Origin of the sequence: Geopsychrobacter electrodiphilus DSM 16401, from assembly GCF_000384395.1 — a bacterium.
Lineage (GTDB): Bacteria > Desulfobacterota > Desulfuromonadia > Desulfuromonadales > Geopsychrobacteraceae > Geopsychrobacter > Geopsychrobacter electrodiphilus.
In genome coordinates, this window is sequence record NZ_ARWE01000001.1 from 1,578,353 (window position 1) to 1,602,626 (window position 24,274).

24 protein-coding genes are annotated in these 24,274 nt (G+C 47.3%); 18 read left to right on the top strand and 6 right to left on the bottom strand.

What is annotated here, in order from left to right:
• The first annotated feature begins 11 nt into the window (after positions 1–11).
• The 9 genes from rbfA to D888_RS20990 all read left to right on the top strand — a co-directional run bounded on the left by rbfA (position 12) and on the right by D888_RS20990 (position 6,892).
• Positions 12–374, top strand: coding sequence for a 30S ribosome-binding factor RbfA (gene rbfA, locus D888_RS0107515; protein ID WP_020675938.1), 363 nt, complete (start codon positions 12–14; stop codon positions 372–374).
• On the top strand, positions 364–1,311 hold the full coding sequence (locus D888_RS0107520) for a DHH family phosphoesterase (RefSeq protein ID WP_020675939.1): 948 nt from the start codon (positions 364–366) through the stop codon (positions 1,309–1,311). Before rbfA ends, D888_RS0107520 begins: the two co-directional genes overlap by 11 nt.
• 5 nt (positions 1,312–1,316) lie before the next feature.
• Positions 1,317–2,225 (top strand): tRNA pseudouridine(55) synthase TruB, encoded by a 909-nt coding sequence (gene truB / locus D888_RS20985; protein ID WP_020675940.1) that lies wholly within the window; start codon positions 1,317–1,319, stop codon positions 2,223–2,225.
• Between the two features lie 123 nt (positions 2,226–2,348).
• Positions 2,349–2,615: a 30S ribosomal protein S15 gene (gene rpsO / locus D888_RS0107530; protein WP_020675941.1), complete on the top strand. Its 267-nt coding sequence runs from the start codon at positions 2,349–2,351 to the stop codon at positions 2,613–2,615.
• 178 nt (positions 2,616–2,793) lie between these two features.
• A complete protein-coding gene (pnp, locus tag D888_RS0107540) occupies positions 2,794–4,893 on the top strand; it encodes a polyribonucleotide nucleotidyltransferase (RefSeq protein ID WP_020675943.1) in 2,100 nt (699 codons plus the stop codon).
• A 200-nt stretch (positions 4,894–5,093) separates the two neighbouring features.
• Positions 5,094–5,555 (top strand): dUTP diphosphatase, encoded by a 462-nt coding sequence (dut, locus tag D888_RS0107545; RefSeq protein WP_020675944.1) that lies wholly within the window; start codon positions 5,094–5,096, stop codon positions 5,553–5,555.
• Complete coding sequence (locus D888_RS0107550; protein ID WP_020675945.1) at positions 5,552–5,824, top strand: YbeD family protein; 273 nt, start codon at positions 5,552–5,554, stop codon at positions 5,822–5,824. The genes dut and D888_RS0107550 overlap by 4 nt, the downstream gene beginning before the upstream one ends.
• Before the next feature lie 48 nt (positions 5,825–5,872).
• Positions 5,873–6,481: an L-threonylcarbamoyladenylate synthase gene (locus D888_RS0107555; protein WP_020675946.1), complete on the top strand. Its 609-nt coding sequence runs from the start codon at positions 5,873–5,875 to the stop codon at positions 6,479–6,481.
• A 3-nt stretch (positions 6,482–6,484) separates the two neighbouring features.
• Positions 6,485–6,892: a hypothetical protein gene (locus D888_RS20990; RefSeq protein ID WP_020675947.1), complete on the top strand. Its 408-nt coding sequence runs from the start codon at positions 6,485–6,487 to the stop codon at positions 6,890–6,892.
• Between the two features lie 75 nt (positions 6,893–6,967).
• Here D888_RS20990 and D888_RS0107565 read toward each other — a convergent pair whose 3' ends face one another.
• On the bottom strand, positions 6,968–8,038 hold the full coding sequence (locus tag D888_RS0107565) for a type IV pilus twitching motility protein PilT (protein WP_020675948.1): 1,071 nt from the start codon (positions 8,036–8,038) through the stop codon (positions 6,968–6,970).
• Positions 8,039–8,095: 57 nt separating this feature from the next.
• Positions 8,096–9,868, bottom strand: a complete 1,773-nt coding sequence (locus D888_RS0107570; RefSeq protein WP_020675949.1) for a DUF4388 domain-containing protein — start codon at positions 9,866–9,868, stop codon at positions 8,096–8,098.
• 177 nt (positions 9,869–10,045) lie between these two features.
• Here D888_RS0107570 and D888_RS22980 point away from each other — a divergent pair, with 177 nt between their 5' ends.
• Entirely contained in the window at positions 10,046–10,951 is a 906-nt protein-coding gene (locus D888_RS22980) for a formylglycine-generating enzyme family protein (RefSeq protein WP_020675950.1), read from the top strand.
• A 20-nt stretch (positions 10,952–10,971) separates the two neighbouring features.
• Here the strand turns inward: D888_RS22980 and D888_RS0107580 are convergent, their stop codons facing one another.
• From D888_RS0107580 to ccsA, 3 genes are all read right to left on the bottom strand, one after another.
• Complete coding sequence (locus tag D888_RS0107580; protein WP_020675951.1) at positions 10,972–11,961, bottom strand: response regulator; 990 nt, start codon at positions 11,959–11,961, stop codon at positions 10,972–10,974.
• Between the two features lie 126 nt (positions 11,962–12,087).
• Positions 12,088–13,113 carry a cytochrome c biogenesis ResB family protein gene (locus D888_RS0107585; RefSeq protein WP_020675952.1) on the bottom strand — a complete coding sequence of 342 codons (1,026 nt, stop codon included), beginning with the start codon at positions 13,111–13,113 and terminating at the stop codon, positions 12,088–12,090.
• Positions 13,114–13,131: 18 nt separating this feature from the next.
• Positions 13,132–13,926 carry a cytochrome c biogenesis protein CcsA gene (ccsA, locus tag D888_RS22985; protein WP_169513274.1) on the bottom strand — a complete coding sequence of 265 codons (795 nt, stop codon included), beginning with the start codon at positions 13,924–13,926 and terminating at the stop codon, positions 13,132–13,134.
• Between the two features lie 136 nt (positions 13,927–14,062).
• On the opposite strand from ccsA, the gene D888_RS0107595 reads away from it, so the two are divergent.
• From D888_RS0107595 to bioC, 4 genes are read left to right on the top strand one after another with little or no spacing between them, the layout of a single operon-like run.
• Complete coding sequence (locus D888_RS0107595; protein WP_020675954.1) at positions 14,063–14,833, top strand: 6-carboxyhexanoate--CoA ligase; 771 nt, start codon at positions 14,063–14,065, stop codon at positions 14,831–14,833.
• Entirely contained in the window at positions 14,817–16,022 is a 1,206-nt protein-coding gene (gene bioF, locus D888_RS0107600; RefSeq protein WP_020675955.1) for an 8-amino-7-oxononanoate synthase, read from the top strand. Before D888_RS0107595 ends, bioF begins: the two co-directional genes overlap by 17 nt.
• A complete protein-coding gene (locus D888_RS0107605; protein WP_020675956.1) occupies positions 16,015–16,827 on the top strand; it encodes an alpha/beta fold hydrolase in 813 nt (270 codons plus the stop codon). Before bioF ends, D888_RS0107605 begins: the two co-directional genes overlap by 8 nt.
• Positions 16,824–17,624 carry a malonyl-ACP O-methyltransferase BioC gene (bioC, locus tag D888_RS0107610; protein ID WP_020675957.1) on the top strand — a complete coding sequence of 267 codons (801 nt, stop codon included), beginning with the start codon at positions 16,824–16,826 and terminating at the stop codon, positions 17,622–17,624. Before D888_RS0107605 ends, bioC begins: the two co-directional genes overlap by 4 nt.
• A 72-nt stretch (positions 17,625–17,696) precedes the next feature.
• On the opposite strand, the gene D888_RS0107615 is transcribed toward bioC, so the two are convergent.
• Entirely contained in the window at positions 17,697–18,023 is a 327-nt protein-coding gene (locus tag D888_RS0107615) for an ArsR/SmtB family transcription factor (protein WP_020675958.1), read from the bottom strand.
• A gap of 347 nt (positions 18,024–18,370) precedes the next feature.
• On the opposite strand from D888_RS0107615, the gene D888_RS0107620 reads away from it, so the two are divergent.
• From D888_RS0107620 to D888_RS0107635, 4 genes are all read left to right on the top strand, one after another.
• Entirely contained in the window at positions 18,371–19,201 is an 831-nt protein-coding gene (locus D888_RS0107620; RefSeq protein ID WP_020675959.1) for a DUF3108 domain-containing protein, read from the top strand.
• A gap of 8 nt (positions 19,202–19,209) precedes the next feature.
• Entirely contained in the window at positions 19,210–20,859 is a 1,650-nt protein-coding gene (locus tag D888_RS0107625) for a putative manganese-dependent inorganic diphosphatase (RefSeq protein ID WP_020675960.1), read from the top strand.
• 254 nt (positions 20,860–21,113) lie between these two features.
• The gene (locus D888_RS0107630) at positions 21,114–22,079 is read left to right on the top strand and encodes an IS30 family transposase (RefSeq protein WP_020675961.1); all 966 of its coding nucleotides are present in this window, start codon (positions 21,114–21,116) and stop codon (positions 22,077–22,079) included.
• A 114-nt stretch (positions 22,080–22,193) separates the two neighbouring features.
• Positions 22,194–24,032: an ATP-binding protein gene (locus D888_RS0107635; protein ID WP_020675962.1), complete on the top strand. Its 1,839-nt coding sequence runs from the start codon at positions 22,194–22,196 to the stop codon at positions 24,030–24,032.
• Positions 24,033–24,274: the final 242 nt, after the last annotated feature.

The following is a 24,274-nucleotide window of genomic DNA, read 5'->3' on the forward strand; positions in this document are numbered from 1 at the left end:
TAGGATACAGTTTGAGTAGTTATCGTCCCGAACGTGTTGCCGGTCAGATGCATAAGATAGTTTCTGAGATGCTGTTGAGCGGCGAAATTAAGGATCCGCGGGTTGCTTTGATCACCCTGACTGAAGTCAATGTGACCCGTGACTTGAGCTTGGCCCGTATTTATTACACCTGCCTTGGTGATGAGGCCCAAAAGCAGGAGGCAGCAGAGGGGCTCAACAAGGTCGCTCCCTTTGTTCGCCGGTTGCTGGGCCAACAGATGAAGCTTCGGCACATTCCGGAAATTCGTTTTGAATATGATAAATCCTCGGATACCGGGCGGCGCATCGAAGAACTTTTGCGCGAAGCTGACTCTGAAAATAAGCATGATCACTGAAATTATTAAACAGATTGACGGTGGGCAGCGCTTTCTGGTTTGTGCCCATTCCAGTCCCGATGGTGATGCCATCGGGTCGACTTTAGGCCTTATGCTTGGCCTTGAAAAGCTGGGCAAAGAAGTTGTCGCCTATAATGCCGATGGTGTTCCAGATACACTACGTTTTCTTCCGGGAGCCGACCGCCTCGTCACGGACCTTTCTGATCAGCCCGCCTTTGATTGCGTCTTTGTGCTTGATGCCGGTGATTTAAAAAGAACCATTGACCCGGTGGCAGAACGTGCTCCGGTGCTGGTCAATATTGACCATCATCCAGGTTCAACGTTCGGTACGATTTGCTATCTGGATGTCACTGCTGCAGCGACAGCAGTGATGATCTATCGCTTGTTTAAAGCTTGCAACCTCACCCTGGATACCGATATCGCCCTGGCGCTCTATACCGGACTACTTTCAGACACGGGATCTTTTCGGTATTCCAACTCGAATGCTGAGGCCTTTGCGGTCGGCGGTGAACTGGTCGCTTTCGGGATTAATCCTTGGGATGTTGCTAGCGCACTCTATGAGAGTCAACCTCCTGAACGGATGAAGCTATTATCACTGGTGTTGGCAACCCTGCATATTTCGACCGATCATAAATATGCTTCTGTTGCGATGTCCCTCGATATGTTGCAGGAGGCAGGGGCATTGCCTGAGCATTCTGAGAGTTTTGTAAATTATCCCCGTGCTATTTCAGGCGTTGAAGTTGCAGTTTTTTTTCGTCAGGTTGATCCAACCAAGGTCAAGTTGAGCTTCCGTTCTCGCGGTCGTATTGACGTCAGCTGCCTGGCGAATCAATTAGGCGGCGGTGGTCATAAAAATGCCGCTGGTGGTGAGATGTCAGGTTCTCTTGAGTCGGTTGTCCCCCAAGTTCATTCTCTTCTAGAAACCCTTCTTAATTGAGTGTAATGCACGGACTTTTGTTGCTGGATAAACCGGCAGGGCTTTCATCTTTTGATGTTGTCCGTCAGGTACGGCGTCATTTCAAGACCCGTAAGGTCGGACACGCCGGAACTCTCGATCCGCTGGCAACCGGCGTTCTACCGGTCGCTATTGGTGAAGGAACTAAACTTCTGCAATTTCTCCTGGCAGAGAATAAGTCTTATCGTGCGACCATGCGCCTTGGTGTCACGACCGATACCCTTGATTCAGAGGGGGTTGAACTCAGCAGGCATGAAGTTCCTGAGTCTGTAATGACTGATCTGCCAGGGGTTTTTGCGAAATTTACAGGGGTAATAGAACAGATTCCTCCAATGTTCTCGGCCTTGAAACGCAATGGCGTACCGCTCTACAAGCTGGCACGGGCAGGCGAAGTTGTAGAACGTGAAGCTCGGCGTGTCAGCATTGAGCGTCTGGATTTAATCAGTACTCAATTGCCGGATGTGACGATCGAAGTTGATTGCACCAAAGGCACCTATATTCGCACCCTATGTGCCGATATCGGAGAGGCTCTCGGGTGCGGTGCTCATGTCGTAGCTTTGCGTCGATTACGCACCGGACAATATCCGATTGAAAACTGCCTTCCCCTGGAGCAGTTAAGCGAAGTTGGTGATGTGACTCAACATCCATCTTTTCTGTCGGTAGGCGATGCTTTGTTTGATCGTCCGGCTGTAGAGCTTTCAGCAGTTGCAATGTCACGTCTGAGGAACGGTGTTCCTCCCGAAATAGACGGAGTTATGAATGCTCTCACGGCGAAAGACGGAGAGCTGGTCCGGCTGTTTTATGATGGAATATTGCAGGCAATCGCGCGTTTTGCTCCGGAACGTCAGAATGATAAACGGGGCGATTTTGAATTGATAAGAATTTTTAATTGCTAGGCTGCAGGGTGATTGGCACTTTACAGTTTAGGCCAGCTGTGGTAGTTGTTTTCGTTGTATTGCTGGCAAAAATCAGCTCTCCATAACGGGGTGCATTAAAGTAAAATACAAAGGAGAATCCAGGTGCTTGGCACAGAACGCAAACAAGAAATCATTGAACAGTACAAGCGTCACGAAGGTGATACCGGTTCCCCGGAAGTGCAAATTGCTCTTCTTACCGAGCGGATTACCTATCTAACTGATCATTTTAAGACTCACAAAAAAGATCACCATTCACGTCGGGGCCTGCTGAAAATGGTCGGTCAGCGACGTCGCTTGCTCGATTATCTGATCAAGCAGGACGTTGAGGGCTATCGTTCGATCATCAAAGCTCTCGGTATCCGCCGTTAAAAAGAGCAGCATGCTCACTCGTTTGAGCATGCTGCATTTAGTTCCACCCTTGGCTCTGGAGGCTGTCCGGAGAGAGTATCTGCTTAAGCAGGTTCTGTCTCAGGCCAACCTCCAAAAGCTTTTTTTGGTTTAGAAGTTTAGGAAGGGCAGATGGCTGCCCGCTGAATAGGAGTTAAAGATGGCTTATCACAAGGTAGAAATTGACTTTAACGGTCAACCGTTAACGATTGAAACTGGCAAGGTTGCACGTCAGGCTGACGGCGCTGTTATTGTTACTTATGGCGAAACCAAGGTTCTGTGTACCGTGGTTTCTGCTCGGAAAATGCGCGAAGGTCAGGATTTTTTCCCCCTGACTGTCAACTATGCCGAAAAATTTTACGCAACCGGTAAAATACCGGGGTCCTTTTTCAGACGTGAACGTGGTTCGACAGAGCGTGAAACTCTCATCTGTCGTCTGATCGACCGCCCGATGCGGCCGCTTTTCCCAAAAGGGTACATGTTTGAAACTCAAATCATGCCGTCGGTTATTTCGGCTGATTGCATCAATGATCCGGACACCTTGGCAATGGTTGCCGCTTCGACCTCGGTCGCGATTTCTGATATCCCATTTAACGGCCCGATAGCCGCTGTTCGGGTGGGTCGCGTCGATGGAAAACTTATCGCCAACCCGACAACTGAGCAAAAGCTGTTAAGCGATCTTGAAATTGTGGTCTCCGGTTCACGTGAAGCGGTCATGATGGTTGAAGGTGAATCAGATTTTTTCACCGAGCAGGAGATGCTTGATGCGATCTTCTTCGGGCATGAAGCGCTGCAACCGCTGATCGAAATTCAATCACAGTTGGCTAAGCTTGTTGGGAAAACCAAGCGTGAATTTTTGATCGCTGAAGTTGATGCCGAACTGGCTACCAAGGTTACGAAACTCGCTGAGGCCAAGGTTCTTGAGGCCGTAAAAATTCAGGCGAAACAGGATCGTTACGCTGCGCTGGCTGAAAACCGCACTGCGGTCAAAGCTCAGCTTGCTGCTGAATATGAGGGTCGGGAAGAGGAGATTTCTTCTATCCTTGGTTCTGTTGAGAAGAAGGTCGTGAGGCAGATGGTGACCCGCGACAGAATCCGGATTGACGGTCGCGATATGAAGACTATCCGTCCGATTACCTGCGAGATTGGTGTTCTTCCGCGCGCACATGGGAGTGCGATTTTTACCCGAGGTGAGACTCAGGCGCTGGTCACTACTACTCTCGGTACCGGAACAGACGAACAGCGGATGGACAATATCCAGGGGATGGAATTCAAAAAGTTCATGCTGCATTACAATTTTCCTCCGTTCTGCGTTGGTGAGACCAGCATGCGTCTTTTCCCGGGTCGGCGTGAAATTGGCCACGGAATGTTGGCGGAGCGCAGTGCTTCTAAAATTCTGCCGAGCCACGAAGTTTTCCCTTACACAATCCGTATCGTTTCGGACGTCCTTGAATCTAATGGATCTTCTTCCATGGCTTCGGTCTGTGGGGCTTCACTCTCCCTAATGGATGCGGGTGTACCGGTTAAAGAACCGATCGCCGGTATTGCGATGGGACTGATCAAAGAAGGCGATGCAGTCGCGATTCTGTCAGACATCCTTGGTGATGAAGATCATCTGGGCGATATGGACTTCAAGGTGACCGGCTCTGCAAACGGCATTACTGCTCTGCAGATGGATATCAAGATCACCGGTGTGACTAAAGAGATCATGGAAGGCGCGCTTGAACAGGCGAAAGAAGGTCGGATTCATATTCTGGGTGAAATGGCTAAGGCCATCAGCACTTCGCGGGATGATCTGTCGGCTTACGCTCCACGTATCACTACGATCAAGGTAAAAACTGATCAGGTGCGCACGGTTATCGGTTCGGGCGGTAAGAACGTGCGTGGCATTATTGACGCCACCGGCTGCGCTATCGATATCAAGGATGATGGCACGATCAATATCGCCTCGAGTGATGGTGACGCCGCTAAATTAGCGATCAAGATGATCCGTGATCTGACCCAGGAAGCCGAGGTCGGCAAACTTTACGAAGGAACCGTCCGTAAAATTATGGAATTCGGTGCTTTCGTTGAGATTTACCCAGGGACTGATGGTCTGGTGCATATTTCTGAACTGTCCAAGGAACGTGTTCGCACTGTGAACGAAGTCCTGAATGAAGGGGACAAGGTTCTGGTTAAATGTATTGGAGTTGATAAACAGGGCAAAATCAAACTTTCGCGTAAGGAAGCTCTTGATCAGAAGTTGCCTGCAGAAGGCTGATTTTATCGGTTCAAACTGAACCTGGTTGAAAATATGTAGACGTTGAAAATAGCCCCTTAAACAGCACTGGCTCAGAAACCTGAGCTCTGCTATTTAAGGGGCTTTCACGTTCTTATGTTCCTGTTTTACTTTCAGGGGCTTATGCTTTTCCTTGTGAATCGCTGGCCTCTCCATTTCAAGATGAGAATTGAAAGGTGATTATGCCAAACAACCCGATACTTCAATTTAAAAAAATCAATTCTGCTGCTATACTCCCGGCCTATATGACAGAATTAGCCGCTGGCATGGATATTTGTGCCTTGCCGACTGAAACGATCAATCTCCTCCCCGGTGCACGCTGCCTTGTCCCCACCGGGTTGGCAGTTGCTATCGAGCCAGGATATGAAATACAGGTCAGACCACGTTCTGGTTTGGCCTTGCGCCATGGGATCACGCTGGTAAACAGTCCGGGAACTATAGATGCTGATTATCGCGGTGAGATCGGTGTGATTGTTATTAATCATGGTGATGCCCCCTTCGATATTTCACCTGGAGATCGCATTGCGCAACTTGTTGTTGCACCAGTGGTACAATCGCGCATTACCGAAGTTGTCGAACTGTCTCAGACGGTCAGAGGGGCAGGAGGCTTTGGTCATACCGGAATGAATGGAATAACAAAATGACTGAAACAACAAATCCTGAAGATTTGTTGGAGTTTCCCTGCCATTTTACTTTCAAGGCAATGGGCGTAAGTGGTGAACTTTTTGTGAAGGGCATAACTGCAGCGGCTAGAAATTATGCAGCAGTGCCACAAGATGCGATTAGTATCCGTCCGAGTCGCAATGGGAACTATCAGTCTGTCTCAATTATTGTGTGTCTGAAAAATTATCAACAGCTCAAAGATATATACGCTGGCATGAAAGAGGTCGCAGGCCTGAAAATGTTGCTTTAATTTGTTTACTGAGTTAATTTTCTCTGATTCTTAAATCAGGAGGTTGGCATGCGGCACAAGATAAACCCGGATAATCCACAACTGCGCCTTATCCGCCATGTTGTTGATAGTCTGCGGCAGGGTGGCGTTATCATTTATCCGACCGACACAACTTACGGCTTGGGATGCGACATTTTTAACCCTAAGGGGATCAAGAAAATCTACCAGATCAAACAACGTGATCCGCGTAAACCCTTCTCATTTATCTGTAGTGATCTGACCGAGGTCGCAAATTATGCTCATGTGAGTAATTTTGCCTTTCGTATTTTAAAGCGTCATTTGCCAGGCCCTTACACTTTTATTCTGGAAGCATCTAAGGTTGTGCCGGATTCACTAACCACCCGGCAGAAGACGGTGGGAATCCGCATCCCCGACAATACTATCTCCCGCATGATTGTTCAGGAGCTTGGTCATCCACTGGTGACAACCAGTGCCAATATCTCCGGGGAAAATGTCATTCAGGACCCTGAAATTATCGACCCGCGCATAGAAAGACTGGTCGATGTCATTGTCGATGGCGGTCCGTCCATGGGAAAAGAGTCCTCGGTCATCAGCCTGATCGGTGATCGAATTGAAGTTTTGCGTGAAGGCGCTGGCGACCTCTCCTGGATCGATTAATTAATGTTCACTGCTTCCTCAGATATTCAAAAGATACAAGTTGTCCTTTATCAACGCGTCTCGGCTATTGACTGTAACTGGAGAGACCAGAGTAACTGGTCGGCGATTATGACTCTTTTACACGATTTTGCCGATGAACTACGACCGTTGAATATCGATTTACAGGTTTTAACCGATGAGGCGCAGATGGTTGTTCGCGGGTATGGGGATGTTCTTAACTCGATCCGGTTGCGTTATCCGCCGGCTGGTTTTTCCAATGCTTGTCTTGGTCATATCATCGGTACCAGCTTCAATCGTGATCTGGCTGATGATCTCAGACGGGGCATCAATCGTTTGCTCTTCGCTCCAGAGACGATAGAGCCAGTAGGGAGCGATAAGGTGGTCTGCCATAATTGTGGTTGTGGTTGCTGAGGAGATCGAAGTTCGTTTATAAAAAAAGCTGTCCGGAGAATAGGGCAGCTTTTTTTATAACCTCGTGCCGAATTTTTATCGGGTGAAGGTCAACTTCCGTTCGAGATCCATTGAGTGAGAAAGACGCTTGGCTTGCTCAATACTGATAATGTCTTTCTGACAAAGTTGAATCAGGTGTTGATCCATTGACTGCATATGATATTGTGCGCGGCCTTTCTCAATATGCTGCTCGATCTCATCGAGTTGACCTTCTTTAATACAGTGCTGAATTGTAGTGGTTGAACGCATGACTTCAATCACAGGAAGGACCTTTTCTCCCTTTTTATCCTTAATCAAGCGCAGTGACACAGTTGCAACCAGAATGTCGGCCAAACGTTGGCGGATATTGTCCTGTGATTCCGGCGGATAGTAGCTGATGATCCGGTTGATGGTCGAGGAGGCATTCTGGGTGTGCAGGGTTGAAAAGACCAGATGCCCGGTTTCAGCCGCCTTAATGCAGGCATCGATTGTTTCAAGATCGCGCATTTCTCCCACCATAATGACATCGGGATCCATTCTTAACGCCGCACGTAGTGCACTGCTGAAATTCGCGGTATCAATGCCAACTTCGCGCTGAATGATACAGCTTTTATCCGAAGAGAAGAGGAATTCCACTGGATCTTCGATCGTCAGGATGTTGTAACTGAAATTCTCATTAATAAATTGAATCATTGATGCCAGGGTTGTGGATTTGCCATTCCCGGTTGGACCAGTTACTAAAACAAGGCCGTTTGGAGCCTTTACAATCTCTCCCAAAACGGGTGGAAGGCTTAATTCTTTAAAGGTGCCGATTTCTGGAGGGATGACCCGCATGACAATACCGATATACCCGCGTTGCTTGAAGAGGCTGACGCGGAAACGCCCACCATTGTCGAGTGAGTAGGACGCATCAAGTTCAGTTAAATCGTCCGGAAGAGGGCGATTATTTTTTTCCATGATTTTGCGTGCAATAAATTCAGTATCCTGCCCACTGAGTACCGGTAATTTCGAACGAATTAATTGCCCACGGCCGCGGAAAAACGGCGGGTTGTTGACTTCAAAATGGACATCTGAGACACGTTTTTCAAAAGCAATCTGCAAAATCTGGTTAAGTGTTCTTGCATCCATTTGAATCGACTCCCAAATAAGCGAAAGAAAATTAAGGTTCCATACCCTCTGCGACGTTCAGCCCTTGTTCCTGATCAATTTATCCAGAGCCATCCCAGCAACCCAGGCCAGACTTTGCAGGTATTCACAGTCGATTGTGTTGACTTTTGATTGACCGAAATCGGCATAGATCAGACCCAATGTCCGATCGACTGCAACTAGAGGTAAGAGCAGAATTTTTGATTTGTCCGGCGCGCTAATCTCTCCAAAAATTGATTCGCGGATTGTTGGGTCATCCATGGCCGAAAAGAAGAGAGTCCCGTCTTTTATAACCCTGTCCAGCAAACCCTCCTTTGTGATCTTAACTTTAAATCGAAGGGGGGCTGAGGGGCCTGATGCCTTTTCTGTATCGATGCCGAACGATCTTTCGGCGACCAATTCACCTTTTTGCAAGACAAAAGTCAGGCTACGTTCGAAGAATTGACTGATCTGTTCAAGCAGGAAAAAAGAAATTTGTGATGCTGATGACATCCTTCTGAGGTCGTTTAGCATCTCAGTCTGTTTTGTTTTGATCTGGGTTTTTCGGCGAAATAAACCGTGAATGAATTGAGGAAAACTATCCAGAAATTGAATGAAATCAGGAATAAACGTATCATGTCGGTTCTCAGCAATTGACCGCGGAATGATGGCGTTTGCCCCGGAACTCAGAGCTTGCAGAGCGTAGATATGGTCGACAGGTGATGCAATTTGTACCGTTTGCAATTGTGGATAGAGGCTCGCTGTCTTTTGACGGAGAGTGGTGATGTCATCTTTTGTGAACCCCTCTTTTGTAGCTGCCGGACAATCGAAGACCAGAATGGGGGAAAGGCCACGTTCAAGGCTTTGAACTATTTTATTTTCAAACTCCGATGGGACTGATGCGGTAAATACCATAATCCCTTCATATTTGCAGGCACTCATCAACCCATGCTCAGTTAGTTCGTCAGCGCCATAAAGGATTATTGTTTGTTTATGCTCCTGATCAACATTTTCCTGATTTTCAACAATATTAGTCAGCTCAGTAAGAAAAATGACCAGTTCTTCACGTTGCGAGGACGGGAAATCAGGAAGAATCTCGCGCACTTTTTGCCGGTGAATTTCTGAAGGGTCGAAAGCTTCCAGACTGGTAAAAAACTCCGGTATCGGCATCGCTATTTCATCGATTGATTCAAGTCCAAGAATGTCAGCAGATAGTATTTGATCCGACTCTAAATAAACGTGTTCCGGTTGTGACCTGTTTTCGGTCGTAGCATGTGCCTCGTTGGCCACTGAAAAGTCTGCTGGTTTAAGCCCGGCAGCTCGTTTTTCATCGTAGATGCGCAGGGCGTCCAGCAAGACCATCTGGGTATCAAAATTCAGGTCCTGTTGAAGGTTTTCAGGGATGTATCGGTACTCGTCATTAATATCAATACAGTCAACGTCAAGAGTAAACGTCCCTTTCTGCCAGCTGACCATTTCAACAATAATCATTTCAATCAGACACTCCAATCCCTTGTAGGCGATATTTTTTTCAATTGCATGTTTTTCTATTAACATTCCGATGAGGGGTTTTCTCTGTTCTCCCGCAAGAGTTTGCTCCTTCAGCGCCTCTTGCAAGATCTCTTCGCTGATGACCCCCATCTCGATAAGAATTTTGCCTATTCTTACAGAGCCATCATAGTGATTGGCACTGACGATAAAACCATTGATGAAGACAATCTGACTTTGACCTTTACCACAGGAAACACATAGCGTCCCAGATTTCCGGGTTGAATGCAGGAGTTGGATGACATCGACAATAGCCAGGTCTTCAAGGTTGCCGGCAAACGACATAGGTTCTTTATCTCCTCAAACTATCTGCAGGAATCAGTAGCTATTTTAGTGCTGACATTAAACTAAAAAATGGTTAAGGTTTCAAGGATTCTTATGCTTTTCCAATTAATTGTTGGTTTAACTGATAACTGTTCCATTTAATTGATCTAATCTCAACACATTCAAGAGGACTTTTCGATGCTAAAGTGTTTAATTATTTCGTTCGTACTTTTGAGCTCTTCGGTTTTGATCTATGCGCAACCGATTTCCTTAAAATCCAATACCAAACCATATTCGCAAGATACGGCATCTAGCGACAAATCGACGGAGACCAGAACTTTTAAGGAACCAGAGACCGGGATTGAATTTGTATTGCTCAAGGGCGGCTGTTATGAAATGGGAAGTTTGACAAGTGAGATGGATCGCGAACAAAACGAAGGACCAAGCCATCAAGCCTGTGTTGATGATTTCTGGATGGGTCGATATGAAGTGACAAATGCGCAATATCGGCTTTATAAGCCGAAACACCATAGCCGTAGTTTTAACAAGAATTCTCTTGATGAAGACCAGCAGCCAGTGGTGTTCGTCAGCTGGTCCGATGCCAGAGACTTTGGAAACTGGTTGGGCCATAAAATAGGCCGCTCTGTTCGTTTGCCCACCGAGGCTGAGTGGGAGTATGCCGCACGAGGGGGAACACTGACCCCTCATTATTGGGATGCTGAATCTAAAATCGCCTGTCTCTATGCAAACGTTGGTGATAAGTCAGCAAGTCAGAACTGGCATGGATCGACCTATTTTGGTTGCAATGACGGGCATATTGTAAGTTCTATCGTTGGGACCTATAAACCGAATGCTTTTGGTTTATATGACATGCTTGGGAATGTGTGGGAATGGACTGGTGATTGGTACCGCAAGATGTACGACACTAGCCTTTCAAAGGATAATCCACACGGCCCTGAGGCCGGTAATATGAAAGTTCTTCGGGGCGGGAGTTGGTTCAGCAATCCGAAAAACAGCAGGGTGGCTATGCGGTCCTGGTATCGACCTGACTCGAGCAATAACAGTCTTGGCTTCAGATTGGTTATGAGGGTAAAGAAGAAGTAGCTTCAGAGCCTGGCCCAAAACTACATCACATTTTGATCTCGCTGAGTGCTCTTGCCCTCTCGCTGGAGTTGATGGATCAGCCCTATCCGTTCAAGCTGTAATTGTGCATGAGTCGCCAGTTGGGTCATGAAGAGGAGATCGTGCTCAGCAAAAGGTGCTGTTTTCTGGTGTCCAGAAACGATCATGACACCGGCAACGCGTTCTTTGATACGAAGTGGAATGCTGAGCATTCCTGGGCAAGTGATCAGGTGTTCCCTCTCTTCCGGCGAGCTGAGAGCTTTGAGACCCTCAGGTAAATCCTCACTGACCAGAATCGGTTTTCCGCGTCTGGCGATAACCAAAGACAGGCCGGGCGGGATTTGTTTTGCATATGTTTGACAGATTGATTTACTAATATTGTGTGAGACCTTAATTCCAAGATTCTCTCCGCTACGATCAAATAAGGCGACAAATCCAGTTTTTGAGCCAACCTCATTTATTGACGCGCGCAACATCTCGGTAAAAATTGACTGGATGTCGTTACATGCAGCCAATCCTCGGAATGCGTCGTTGAGGGATTGGAGGCGATGGAGAGTCTGGTTGAGTTGGCGATTTTTTACTTCAAGCTCTAAGAGCAGGCTCTCTTTTTCTTTTTTCTGACGTTGATATTCAAATGCACGCTCCAAGGTGTTGAAGAGAATCTCTCCGGTATCAATTGGGCGGACGATAAAATCATAAGCGCCATGCCGCAATGCCTGAAGTAAAGTAAAGGAGGATGCGTTATGTGTCAGGAGGATGATTTCAACATCTGGATAATGCTTTTTGGTTTCCTGCAGCAAGTAAATACCGCTTTTCCGAGGAAGTTCAGTCTCACTGAGGATCAGACTCACTGGCTCGTGGAGAAGGATGCGTAACCCTTCTTCACAGCTTGAGGCTTGGATTGATGAAATCCCCTGATTTTCCAACAAAGCAACTAGGTGCTCACGACGGTCGACTTTGTTGTCGACAACCAGGATCCGCCCATCAATCATACCTGCCTCCTAGATATTGCAGAAATTTTAACTATATCATTAAAATTTATGAGAACAAAGGCATAAAAGTCAGGGAGTATGGCTAAATCATTGAAGTTAATTAGCCTTGAACCTTAACTTGGCGAGTTACAGCTCTGGACGATCGGTACGTTTTCGCTTGTGGTAGAAGGAGAAAAGGGTAAGGAAACAACCAATCGCTGCGATAATTCCACCAGACGCCGTCACGTGGATTCCCGGATCTTTGGTTATCGTCAGGGTGCTATAGCGGGTATAAAGCGGGTATAAAGGGCGCAACTGCAGGGGGTGCAGGATTTCGGGAGGCTTTTTGCTCAAAAAGTACCAACCCTGCCATGTTGCGCGGTCTGCTTCGTTTATACGAATCTCCAAGGCTGGAGACCCAATTCGGTCAGATCGGTATTGCATCTGTCCATTTTCGTTCAGGCGGGCATCGGGCAGGAAGCGGAGGACTTCAAGTCGTTTGTCGTCCTTGAGTTGAACTTGAGATCCACTCTGCAGGTCGACCTTATCCCCTGCAAGAAGAACGCGGAAGCCACTCGGTATGCGTCCGAAACTGGCCGGGGTAATTACTAAACCGTTTGCCAGAAGAGGGTGATTTATTCGGACCTCCCCTGATAAAATGTCGTGCTCACCGGCTAATAATCTGACCTGACTGATCATGTCCATAGGGCGGCCCTCCTCCCCTAGAACCGCCTGAAAGCTGTCGACAGCAATATAATGACCGGGCCATTGTGGAAGTGGCGTGAGTTTCCCGACTGCACAGGGCAGAGCAATGTGTCGCCATCCACAGATTGCACCCCAGCAAAAACCGCTAAGCAGTAGAATAACACCTAGATGAATCAGGTATTCTCCAATTTTACGCCATCGTGTCTGGATATTTATCAGCCAGTCACTAAAACAGCAGAGGGTGTTGAGCGCGAGTAGAACCGTTGTCATCCCAAAAGCATAGAGCCACCAGCTAAGGGAAAGCGTATGGGATGCTACAAGGGGCAGCCATTTGCCCAGGGGCATGCTGTCGAGGGAATTGAACACCTCTGGGTGGCCGGGGAAGAGCAGGGACCCGCCCATCAGTAAGAAAGTCGCCAGAGACGCAAGGAAAATCGCCAGCTTAAGCGAACAGCAGAGTTTCCACATCAGTTCTGTTGTCCTGTGTTAGGCAAGGGGATGGTTGCTCTCAAGCAACAGACCGATTCCAAGGTAGGTAAACAGGACAACCCCAAAACCGATGATAGAGAGTAGAGCATAACCGGTACCTTGCCAGCGACGAATAAATTTAGCGTGGCACATGCCGGCGTAAAACAACCAGATTAAAAATGACCATACGCCTTTTATATTCCATGAAAACCAATAACCCCAAGCCTCGTAGGCCCAGATTCCGCCGATGAGCATACAGAGGGTAAAGAGAATGAAGCCGAGGAAGATTGATTCTTCATTCAGCTTTCGTAGAAGATGGCAACTCGGCAGGATTTTCGAATTAAAGCGATTTTGATAGAGATAGAGGACTCCGAGAGAGAAAGCCATCGCGAAAAAAGCATAACCGAGAAAAGACAGAATAATATGAGAACTGAAATAGATGGTATCGAGACTCGGAATCAATTGAGGCAATGAGCCATCACGTGTGACAGCAAAACCTACCAGTATGAGATTCAGCAGCATAACGAACAGGCCCGCCGCGCCTATACGATATTTCAGGTCAAAGTAGAGGTAACAGCAGGCCAGCGCCCAACTGAAAAAAAACAGAGTCGAAAAGAGGTTGGTAACCGGCAGAAACCCCGCTAATTTCCAGCGCCATATGAGGCAAGCCGTTTGCAACGTGAATCCGCTAAGGACCAGGGTTAAAGCGCCTTTGCGTAAAATGCCAGAGGGTTTAAAAATGTGTAGCAAATAACAGCCGACAGCGCATAGGTAGGAAATCCCTGCCAGGTAAAAAAGGTACAGATTAGTCATGTTGTTCAACCCATCGCCAGAGAAAAAAGTCTGTAAAATTAGCATGCCTGAGTTCTTGTTGTGAAGTCGCATTCCTGTAAACCATGAATCTACTGTTAGGTTGACAGACGTCCTGCCGCATGATAATTTTCGCGCCATGAAATCTGAACTTTACAGCTTAAGAATGCGCGCCAGTCGCGGAGAAAAACATATCTCTGGGGCTGAACGGCTGCTCGAATATTCACTTTTAGAAGATGCGACTTCGGTCATGTTGAAGCGCGCTCTCAATCATGTACGTGGCAAGGCCGAGAAAATTTGTTTCAAGCTGCAACCGGTTCCATCAAGGCAGGTGTCAAAAAGAAATTTATTAAACCTGACGACTTTTGAGGTTGCTGATTGGCCGCAGGGGAGGGCTCTGGCCGCTCAGCTGATAGGGAATCTCGGGGTGAAGAGTTCTATTGTGCAGGAGGCCATGGCGCAACTCGCCGGGGGGCCTTCTCCCGCAGGAGAAGCAATGCGTGGTGCCATGCTGGTCAGTACGGAGACAGGTCAGCGTCTGGAACCGGACAAAACCCGGGGGGTACGCGTCAGTCGCATGGATCTGGACAAGGATGCAGGACAACGGGTTGAGGCTCTCCTTACCGATATGGGGTTGAATAATCCACGCGTGATTGAGGCCTGGACTTTGGCCAGCAAAGTCGCCCTCTATCCACAGGTTGTGGCTGCGCTCTGTTGGTCGGACGATCCGGACTATATTACCGGCTATGTTGCTTCTGCGCAGAACGGCAATCAACGGGTCATCCGGCTTAAAGAAGCCGGCAGTGAGATCGGTGGCCGAATTTTTTTTGTGCGTCCGGGGGGGGATTTAAACGATTTGATAAGCCATCTGCAGTATGAACCGGTGCTCTTTGATGCGCCATCCCACTGACACTATGCAGCATCTCAAAAAATATTTAGCTGAACTCGATACCCAAAATATGCTGCGGACCTTGCGTGAGGTTGAGTCGGCCCAAGGTCCTCATGTTCAGATTGGAGGCAGAGAATATCTCCTTCTCTGCTCGAATAACTATCTCGGCCTTGCAAACCATCCGGTCTTGATCGAAGCATCCTGCCGCGCCACACATGACTTTGGTGTCGGTTCTGGCGCCAGCCGTCTGGTGTCGGGCAGTATGAGTCTTCATCATCGGCTTGAAGAGCAAATTGCTGCATTTAAAGGGACAGAAGCGGCCCTGCTGTTCAATAGTGGCTATGCCGCCAACAACGGGATTATTCAGGGTTTGCTCGGAGCCTCTGATACGGTCTTCTCTGATGCCTTGAATCATGCCTCGATCATTGATGGCTGTCGTCTTTCAGGCGCCAAAATCGAAATCTACCCGCATAATGACATGGCAGCCCTGGAGCAGATGTTGAACGACGCCAGGGCCAAACGCCGTGGTCGATGGTTGATTGTCACCGATGGCGTCTTCAGTATGGATGGCGATATGGCCCCCTTGAATCGGCTGGTTGAACTCAAGGAGCAGTTCGATGCCTGGTTGATGGTTGATGATGCCCATGGCGGCGGTGTGTTGGGTCAACATGGACGAGGAATCGCCGAGCATTTTGGCTGTCTCGGCCGCATTGATCTGCAGATGGGGACTTTCGGTAAAGCGTTCGGTGGATTTGGCGCCTATCTGGCCGCCGCACAGCCGGTTATCGATCGACTGATCAATAGTTCGAGGGCATTTATTTTTTCAACCAGCTTACCTCCCGGTGTGATCGCGGCGAACGCTGAAGCCTTGCGTCTGGTCGACAGCTCAGAGGGGCAGAAGCGGAGGGAAAACCTTGAAAACAATCGGTACCTGTTCTCAACGCGACTTCAGCAGGCTGGGCTCAACCTTTGTGGCAGCACCACCCAGATTGTCCCAATTCTGACCTGTCACCCCGAGCCGACCATGCAAGCGGCATCAGCCCTGCTTAAGCAAGGGATTTTTTTAAGCGGCATTCGGCCCCCGACCGTTTCTTCGGGCGCCTGTCGCTTGCGAGCAACCCTGATGGCTGATCATGATCCCAGCGAAGTTGTTGCCGCGGCCGACAAAATTATTGCATTACTCAAAACCATGGACGCGGTGGATGCCTGAAGATTTAAAAACCGAACAATTCGAACATGGCCAACTTCGCTGGCGCGAGCTGGGTGAAGGGGCGCCGCTGGTCTTGTTGCATGGCTGGTCAATGTCACATGCCGTGTTCACTGAACTAGCCGAGCTGCTTGCGCCAAACTTCCGTTTACTGATTCCCGACCTTCCCGGGCACGGTGGTTCTGACCCTGTCGACCCCTGCAGTCTTTTTATGATGTCGAAAACACTTGCGACCTGGCTGAATCGTTTGGCTCTTGGCCCAGTGCTCCTGTTGGGTTGGTCTCTGGGAGGACAGGTTGCGATTCAACTCAGCGTCGACTACCCACAATTGGTCGAACGTCTATTGTTGATGTCGAGTACTCCACGTTTTTGCGCGAGTGATAATTGGGCTGCTGGCCTGCCCGTTAATGAACTTCGCGCCTTGCGCCGTGGGTTAGTTAGGCATTATCTGGCGACCATGGGTGAATTTTTTGATCTTCAATTTAGGGGAGAAGCCATATCGCCCGAGAGACGCCGAGAAATTTTGCAATTTGCCGTTCGACCTATCGGATTGCCAACACCGGACGCCGCCCTGTTAACTCTGGATATCCTGGGGCGTGAAGATTTGCGGGATCGTCTCTCTTCAATCCAGGCGCCGGCGTTGGTTATTCATGGCCAAAATGATCAGATCATTCCCCAAAGTGCTGGGGTTTATCTGACCGAGCATTTACCACGTGCAAGCTTTATCAGCCTTTCTGGTATTGGACATGCCCCCTTTTTAAGCCGTCCAGGCGAGATAGTACGAATGATAGAAGAATTCTGTCGATGATTCCGGGTGAGAATCGTCTCAAACTGAAACATGTTCGACGTAATTTTTCGTGGCATGCCGATGAATATGAGCGTTATGCTCTGGTTCAAAAAGTCGTGGTGCCACAACTGTTAAGGCACCTGTCGCCTGGGGCTGTTTGGCAGCGGGTGCTGGAAGTCGGTTGTGGTACCGGGATGCTCAGTCGGAAGTTTATGAAGGATCATCCCGACACAAAATTAATCCTTTCTGATCTTGCCCATGATATGAGCCGTCGTGTTGCTTGTGAGTTTCCCTTCCTCCCCGTGGTAGATGCCGACGCCGAAAATCTGCCTTTCAGAGATACAAGCTTTGACCTGGTTTTGTCGAGTTCGGTTTACCAGTGGGTTAATCATCTGATGCAGGCTTTTGCTGAACTTGGGAGAATATTGAGCCCTGGCGGAAAGGTTGCTATGGCGCTTTTTGGTGAGCGAACCCTCCATGAGTTGCGACATTCACATGCCACTGCTTTGTCTGCAGGGAAATCTCATAGTCAGGGATTTCCGACTATCAGTCAGGTGCGAGGAGCTGTTGGAGATCATTTCACCGTTGAGTATCTAGAGAGTCAGTTAGAGGTTGAATGGCACCCGGGAGTGCCCCACCTTTTACGCTCACTTAAGGCGATCGGCGCCCAAAATGCCAGTCGAGACCGACCCTCTGGCCTGACTTCGCGAAGGATGATGCAGCGCATGTATGATTGTTATTCAGAGAAATTCGGGAGGGAGGGGACTATCCCCGCAACCTACGAAGTGATTTATCTCGTGCTGAAGAAATGTGGTTAGCCTGAACGATGCTGAAAGGGCTCTCCCCATATTGCAGGGTGGTCTGGTTCAGGGTGAAATTTTCAAGCGGGATCAGATTCTGGAATCGCACACATCATTCGTCAGGATCAGACTACTGAGAAGGGCACCAACGACTTTTTGTGCCTCAGGGCATGTCACCTGATAGAATACTTCTACTCCCTCCCGGCGGCCCGATATAATTGATTTGTTTTTCAAGAGAGCCAGATGTTGAGAGACCGTCGCTTGTGGCAAGCCTAAACATTCCCAGATTTTTTTGACATTACAGGACTGTGACATCAGACCGGCGACAATTTTAAGCCGAACCGGATGACCCAGCACCTTGAGAATTTCAGATTCACGTGTAAAGTCCTTGTTTTGATCGAAAGGGAGATCTTCCATGTTCGGTAACCTCTTGGGTAAAATTGAATATATGGATATTAATTCTCACGATTCTTATGGTCAAGGCAATTGTTGATAATTTCAGTTAAGGACGCATATTTTTTAAACCAGCCCCCGGGGGGGGTGTATTTTTGTTCATTGGGGTCTCAGCCTTTATCTTCGGGTTGATCATTCTTACAAAGGTGTAGAATCTCCGCCCCGGGGAGGTCTAAGTCTGCAGGGTTTTCTTGGGAATTGACCGTTGGTTATCTGCATGACAGAGGTTACTTTTGTGACCGGCATGCCTGATCTGGCAGTTATTTGGTGTTTGCCTCGTTTTATCTTTTACAAACTGAAGAGAAAATCAGATGAAAAAACAGATTGTTATTATATTGCTATTAATATTAATGGACCGATCCTTTGCTGTGGCTGCAGAGACGTCCACTGTTGTTCTTACCGCTTCACGTCCAGTCAATTCTCTGTTAGGTGAAACTTTAACCTACAAAATCTCTTTCCTCTGGTTTGACAAGATCGCTCGCGGAGAAATACATCTGGAGGCTGGTAAAAAAAACGGGACATATTTGGCAACGCTTACAGCTAAAACTCTGGGCATTACCGCATTTTTTACCAGCAATCGAATCGAGACGTATACAACTCTGATGGAGGAGGGGCCTGGTGGTTTACTCCGGCCCCTGTTGCAGACTTCCGACACGCAAAAGACAAAAAGAGGTAAGGTTACTCATCGAGAGACCAGTTACACCTTTGATTTTTCTGCTCATCGAGTAACGTATCGCAAAAGAATCAATGGGGTTGATGAGCAGGGAACGGTGTTGCCAATGGATAAGAATAAACCGGCCTATGATTTTTTAACCGCATTTTATAACCTCCGACTCAAACGTCTGGGGGCCATAGAAGTTGGGCACGATATTAAACTTGCCGCTTTCTCTCGCAAAGGACCTGAAGAAATTGTGATTAGTCGCCTCAGCGCATCAGAGCAGAAAAAGCTCAACTTCTCGGATAAGCTTTTACTGTGTCGGGTTGTGATGGCACCGGAAACCTTTGGCACCAAAAGTCGCGATGTGTATGTCGGTTTTGATGCGCAAGTACGCCCACAATTTGCAATTGTGAAAAATGTTATCGGGTTGGGAGATGTGCGGGGTCTGTTGATTCAAAGCACTGAGCCAAAATTAAAACAGTGAAGGCTGATATGAAAAAAACGACTACTTATGTCATTGGACATCGCAATCCTGACACTGATTCTATCTGTAGTGCTATCGCCTACGCTGAACTTTTAGCTCGTCAGGGACAAACGGATGTTCTTCCTGCACGTGCAGGGAATCTCAACAAACAGACTGAATTTGTCCTCGAGTTCTTAGGTCAAAAGTCCCCAAGGCACCTGGCGGATGTTTACCCGCGCGTCGGAGATGTGATCAGCGAAGAAACGGTCATGATTGGTTTAGATGAACCCTTGCCCAAAGCACTGGAGTTGTTTCATCGCCATAAAATAAGAACCTTACCTCTTGTTGATGAAGAAAAAAGACCGCGGGGTTTGCTCCTGCTTAAAGAAATTACCGAGCGGTTTCTTCTCCCAACCCAACCCGGAGAGATGCGTCGCATTAAAGTCAGTTCGCAATCAGTAGCCAACTGCTTGCACGCACAAATTGGGACGCTTTATGAACCCGAAGCACTTGAAGAGTTAGACCTTTATGTCGGTGCACGTGATACTCATTCATTTGCCGATTGGTTGAAGGAGATCGATCCGCGACGCAGTATTTTGATTACAGGGCAACGACCCCAGATAATCACTGCAGCAATTGACGCCGGGATTAGAATGTTAATTCTTTCTGGGCAGTCGCCTCTGAATCCCGAATTGATTAGAAAAGCACAAGCGGCACGGACCAGTCTGATCTCCAGTCCTCTTGATACTGCCAACTGTTGTTGGCTGACGCGTCTGGCTACGCCGGTTTCTGCACTGGTTGGGGAGAGCTTTTTAAAAGTCGGACCTCTGGAGTTGCTCTCAGATTTAAGGTTCAAACTGTTGCATCAGGATGCAGTTGCCGCCGTAGTGGTTAATGAAGATGATCAGATCCTTGGGATTGTCAGTAAGAGTCATTTGTTAAAAAATGCTCCAGTTCGACTTATTCTGGTTGATCACAATGAACTTTCCCAAGCCGTAGCTGGTGCAGACAAAGTAGAAATCGATGAAGTGATTGACCATCATCGTCTCGGTAATTTTCAAACAGACAAACCTATCCGTTTTATTAATCAGCCGGTTGGTAGTACCTGCACCTTGGTGGCAACTCTCTATCGTCAGGCTGGCCTTGAGCCAACAGCTCGCATCGCCGGGTTGCTGTTGGCCGGTCTGCTTTCCGATACAATAATTCTAAAATCTCCAACCACTACCGACATAGATCGTGAGATTTTTCTGTGGTTAGAAAAATTATCGGGCCTTGATGCTGAACTATTTGGCAATAAAATCTTTTCATCTGGGAGCCCGATGGCGACTGGTCTCGGAGCTCGGGAACTCATTACAAGTGATTTTAAGGAATATGAAACCGATGGGAAAAAAATTGGTCTAGGTCAGGTAGAAGTTGTAACCTTTCAGGTCTTTTATGATCGCAAGGATGAACTCGAAGCCGAGTTGATACGACTGCGTGAAGAGAAGGGTTATGTTCTGGCGGCACTGTTGGTGACCGATATTGTAGAAGGGACCAGTTTGCTGTTAACCGCTGGTCCGAGAGAATTGCCGTTAATCATCGGATACCCAAAGCAAGATTCAAATCTTTATCTGGCGAGAGGAGTGCTGTCGCGTAAAAAGCAACTTGTTCCGCATCTTTTAAAAATTTTTAAAGTGTAGATTTTGGTGTTTTTTGACTTGCTTGATGTCGATATCGCAAACAATATCCGACGTCAGGAGGGAGAACGCAGGACAAATGAAATTGTTTTTTTAATTGTTACGTTTACCATAATCAGCGGACCGGCGGAGCCAAGTAATAATTTAAGAAAATCCCGGATTCAAGTTGTAAGTGCAACTCTAATAGTTTGGTTTGAAGGATAAGCTGCGGTAGGCTCACGGCTTCTTTCACCGACCAAAGTTAGAGGAGCGCGATGATGCACTACACACAGCTTACCCGAGAAGAAAGATATCAGATTTCCGCCTTGAAAACAGCCGGTCAATCGAAGGCGCAAATGGCCAAGGTTCTTGGCCGCCATAAATCCACCATTGGCCGGGAGATGGCACGCAATTGTGGGTTGAGAGGCTACAGACCCAAGCAGGCTGATGGTCTTGCTGTAAGTCGTCGTCAGGAAAAGGTCACTTGCCGTATCACTCGCGAGTCCTGGGCGCGCGTCGAGCAGTTGACCCGCGAATACTGGAGTCCAGAGCAGGTCAGCTATTGGCTGCGGCAGGAAGAATGTCTCCATGTTAGTCCCGAGTGGATTTATCAATATGTTCTTCGTGACAAGCGGGCTGGTGGTGACATCTACCGATATCTGCGCTGTCAGAAACAACGTAAAAAGCGTTACGGTGCGCCAGATCGTCGTGGCCAGCTCAAAGGGCGCGTTTCGATCGACGAACGACCAGAGGTGGTCAACGAACGGAGTCGAGTCGGTGATTGGGAAGCCGATACGGTCATTGGCAAACAAGGCAGCGCTGTTTTGGTCACCCTCGTGGAACGCAAGACCCGTTGGAGCATGATTGGCAAGGCACCCGATCGGACAGCAAAAAAGGTTCGGGCTGTCATAGTGAAACGATTACTACCGCTGGCCTCACACGTGAAAACGTTGACTTACGACAACGGGAAAGAGTTTGCCTTGCATCTGGACATTGACGAGATGCTTCAGTCTAGCGGTTATTTTGCGCACCCTTATCATTCGTGGGAACGCGGCTTAAACGAGAACACCAATGGCCTTATTCGCCAGTTCTTCCCAAAAGGCAAGGATCTCGCTGAAGTGACTGACGAAGAGATTCAGAGAGTGATGAACAAACTCAACAACCGCCCCAGAAAATGCCTTGGATTTAAAACCCCCAATCAGGTATTTTTTGGAATCAATCCACCGGTTGCACTAGCGAATTGAATCCGCCTTGCTTATATAATTAAATATTAGTTTTTACTTCAATCGATGGTAAAACACCTGTCTACCAGGTAGGGTTTTTAGTAAGCAAATTCCAAAGAAATAAAACGGGTTACGATGCTGAAAATTCCTTTCCTGCGCAATATTCTGCTCATCGCAATCCTCTTTGCGACCTTATTCCCCCTTTATGATGTTTTTTTTATCATACCCTCATATCAGGACATGTTGGTGCAGGAAACCGAGCGTGATGCCAAACGGTTTGCGCGCTTTCTTGTCGTTAGTAATCAACCTGACCTGTTTCATTTTACCTCTGAAGTAATACCTGAAGCATTAGCCAGGAATATTGGTCAATTGCGTGAAGAAGGGCTGCTTGAAAAGATACGAATTTTCTCGTCAGCAGGGGAAATAATATTTTCCACAGATAAAGCTGAAGTTGGAACTCTTAATAAAAATAAATATTTCAGTGAACTGGTGGCTAAGGGGAAAACTTATTCCAAAGTTGTACATAAAGAATCAGCCACTGCCGAGGGAGCGTTAAGTGATCGTGATGTTGTAGAAACGTATATTCCTGTCATGAGGGATGATACTTTTTTGGGTGCTCTGGAGGTATATTCAGACATATCAATTATTCAGAAAAGTTTATTCTATATTACACGCAAATCTCTTTCTATGTTGGTTGTAGCATCTCTTGGCCTGTTGTTTATGACATTACTTGTGTTGTTCCGAGCACGCGACAGTATTGCTGCTCGAGATCAGTCTGAGGCTGCATTACACCACGCCAAAGAAGACCTTGAACTTCGGGTTGGGCAACGTACGGTCGAACTTTCTTCTGCAAATCAGTTGTTGGCCACTGAAATTTCTGCGCGAGAAAAAGCGCAGTTTGCTCAAAAAAAAGCCTTCATTGCTACGCTTGAAGCTCGAGATCGGATTCATGCGATTATCACCTCGGTCGCTGATGCCCTGTTGGTTGTAGATAATCTGGATTGCGTTTTATTAATCAATCCTGCGGCAGAAATACTTTTTAATGTAAGAGCTGAAGCGGTTGTTGGTTGTCGCCTGGCTGATGTCATCCGTTATGACGAGCTATTGCTTCAAATAGCAAAGATCCGCAATCAACTCACCACGCAAGATGTCTGTGAGTTTGATTTTTGTTTACCAAATACAGATTTGCAACGTGTGTATCAGGGGCGTGCCTCTGGTCTGCGTGAAACCGGAACCAATGGTTGTGGCCTCATTCTGCTGATTCATGATGTCACTAACGAACGCCAAATTGATCGAATGAAAAGCGAATTTGTTTCAATGGCTGCTCATGAGTTACAAACTCCGCTAACCATGATTCTTGGTTATAGTGAATTATTACTCGACATTTCTAAGCAGTTTACACCTGAAGAAAAAAGTGAATTTTTACAGGTTATCAATGATAAGTCGGTTGAACTTTCTGCTTTGATTGATGACATTTTGGATCTGTCTCGCATCGAAGCTGGCCGCGGTTTGTTGCTTAATTTTTCTCGGGTTGATATTGGAGATCTTTGTCGCAAGCTGGTCTCTGACCTTCGTGAAATCAATACTCTGCACAAATTTGAAATGAAAATTCCAGAGCAGCCGATTATTATTGAGGCCGATGGTCCACGCTTGACACAGGTGATTGAAAATTTAATGGAAAATGCGATTAAATATTCTCCTGAAGGAGGCCGGATTCAGGTCGTTTTAAGGCAGGAAGGAAATTGGATGTGTCTTGATATCATTGACCAGGGAATCGGGTTGAGTGCCGAAGAGAAAACGCATGCATTCGAACGCTTTTATCGGGCCGATTCCTCAAATACGGCCATTCGAGGAACGGGTTTAGGATTGAGTCTTTCACGCTTCATTATTGATGCTCATGAAGGAACTATCGAAATTTTTAGCAGCAAAGGGAAGGGGACGCGTCTCGAAGTACGATTACCACGGGTTTGTTAATATTTTCCTTAAATGTATGTTTTTCAAAGCCTGCCGTTACAAAAAATATCTGACACCCTTACCATATCTGGGAACATCTATATTGACTGATAAACAGGTGTATTTACACAGTTCACTTCAGTTGATGGACTGAGGTCTGAATTTTATCTGCGTAATATGATAGAAATAGAACAGTATTATGTGTTGACATTGAGCATAGTATTCTGTTTTATGAGAGCTCAAAAAATCCATAACTACCTAAA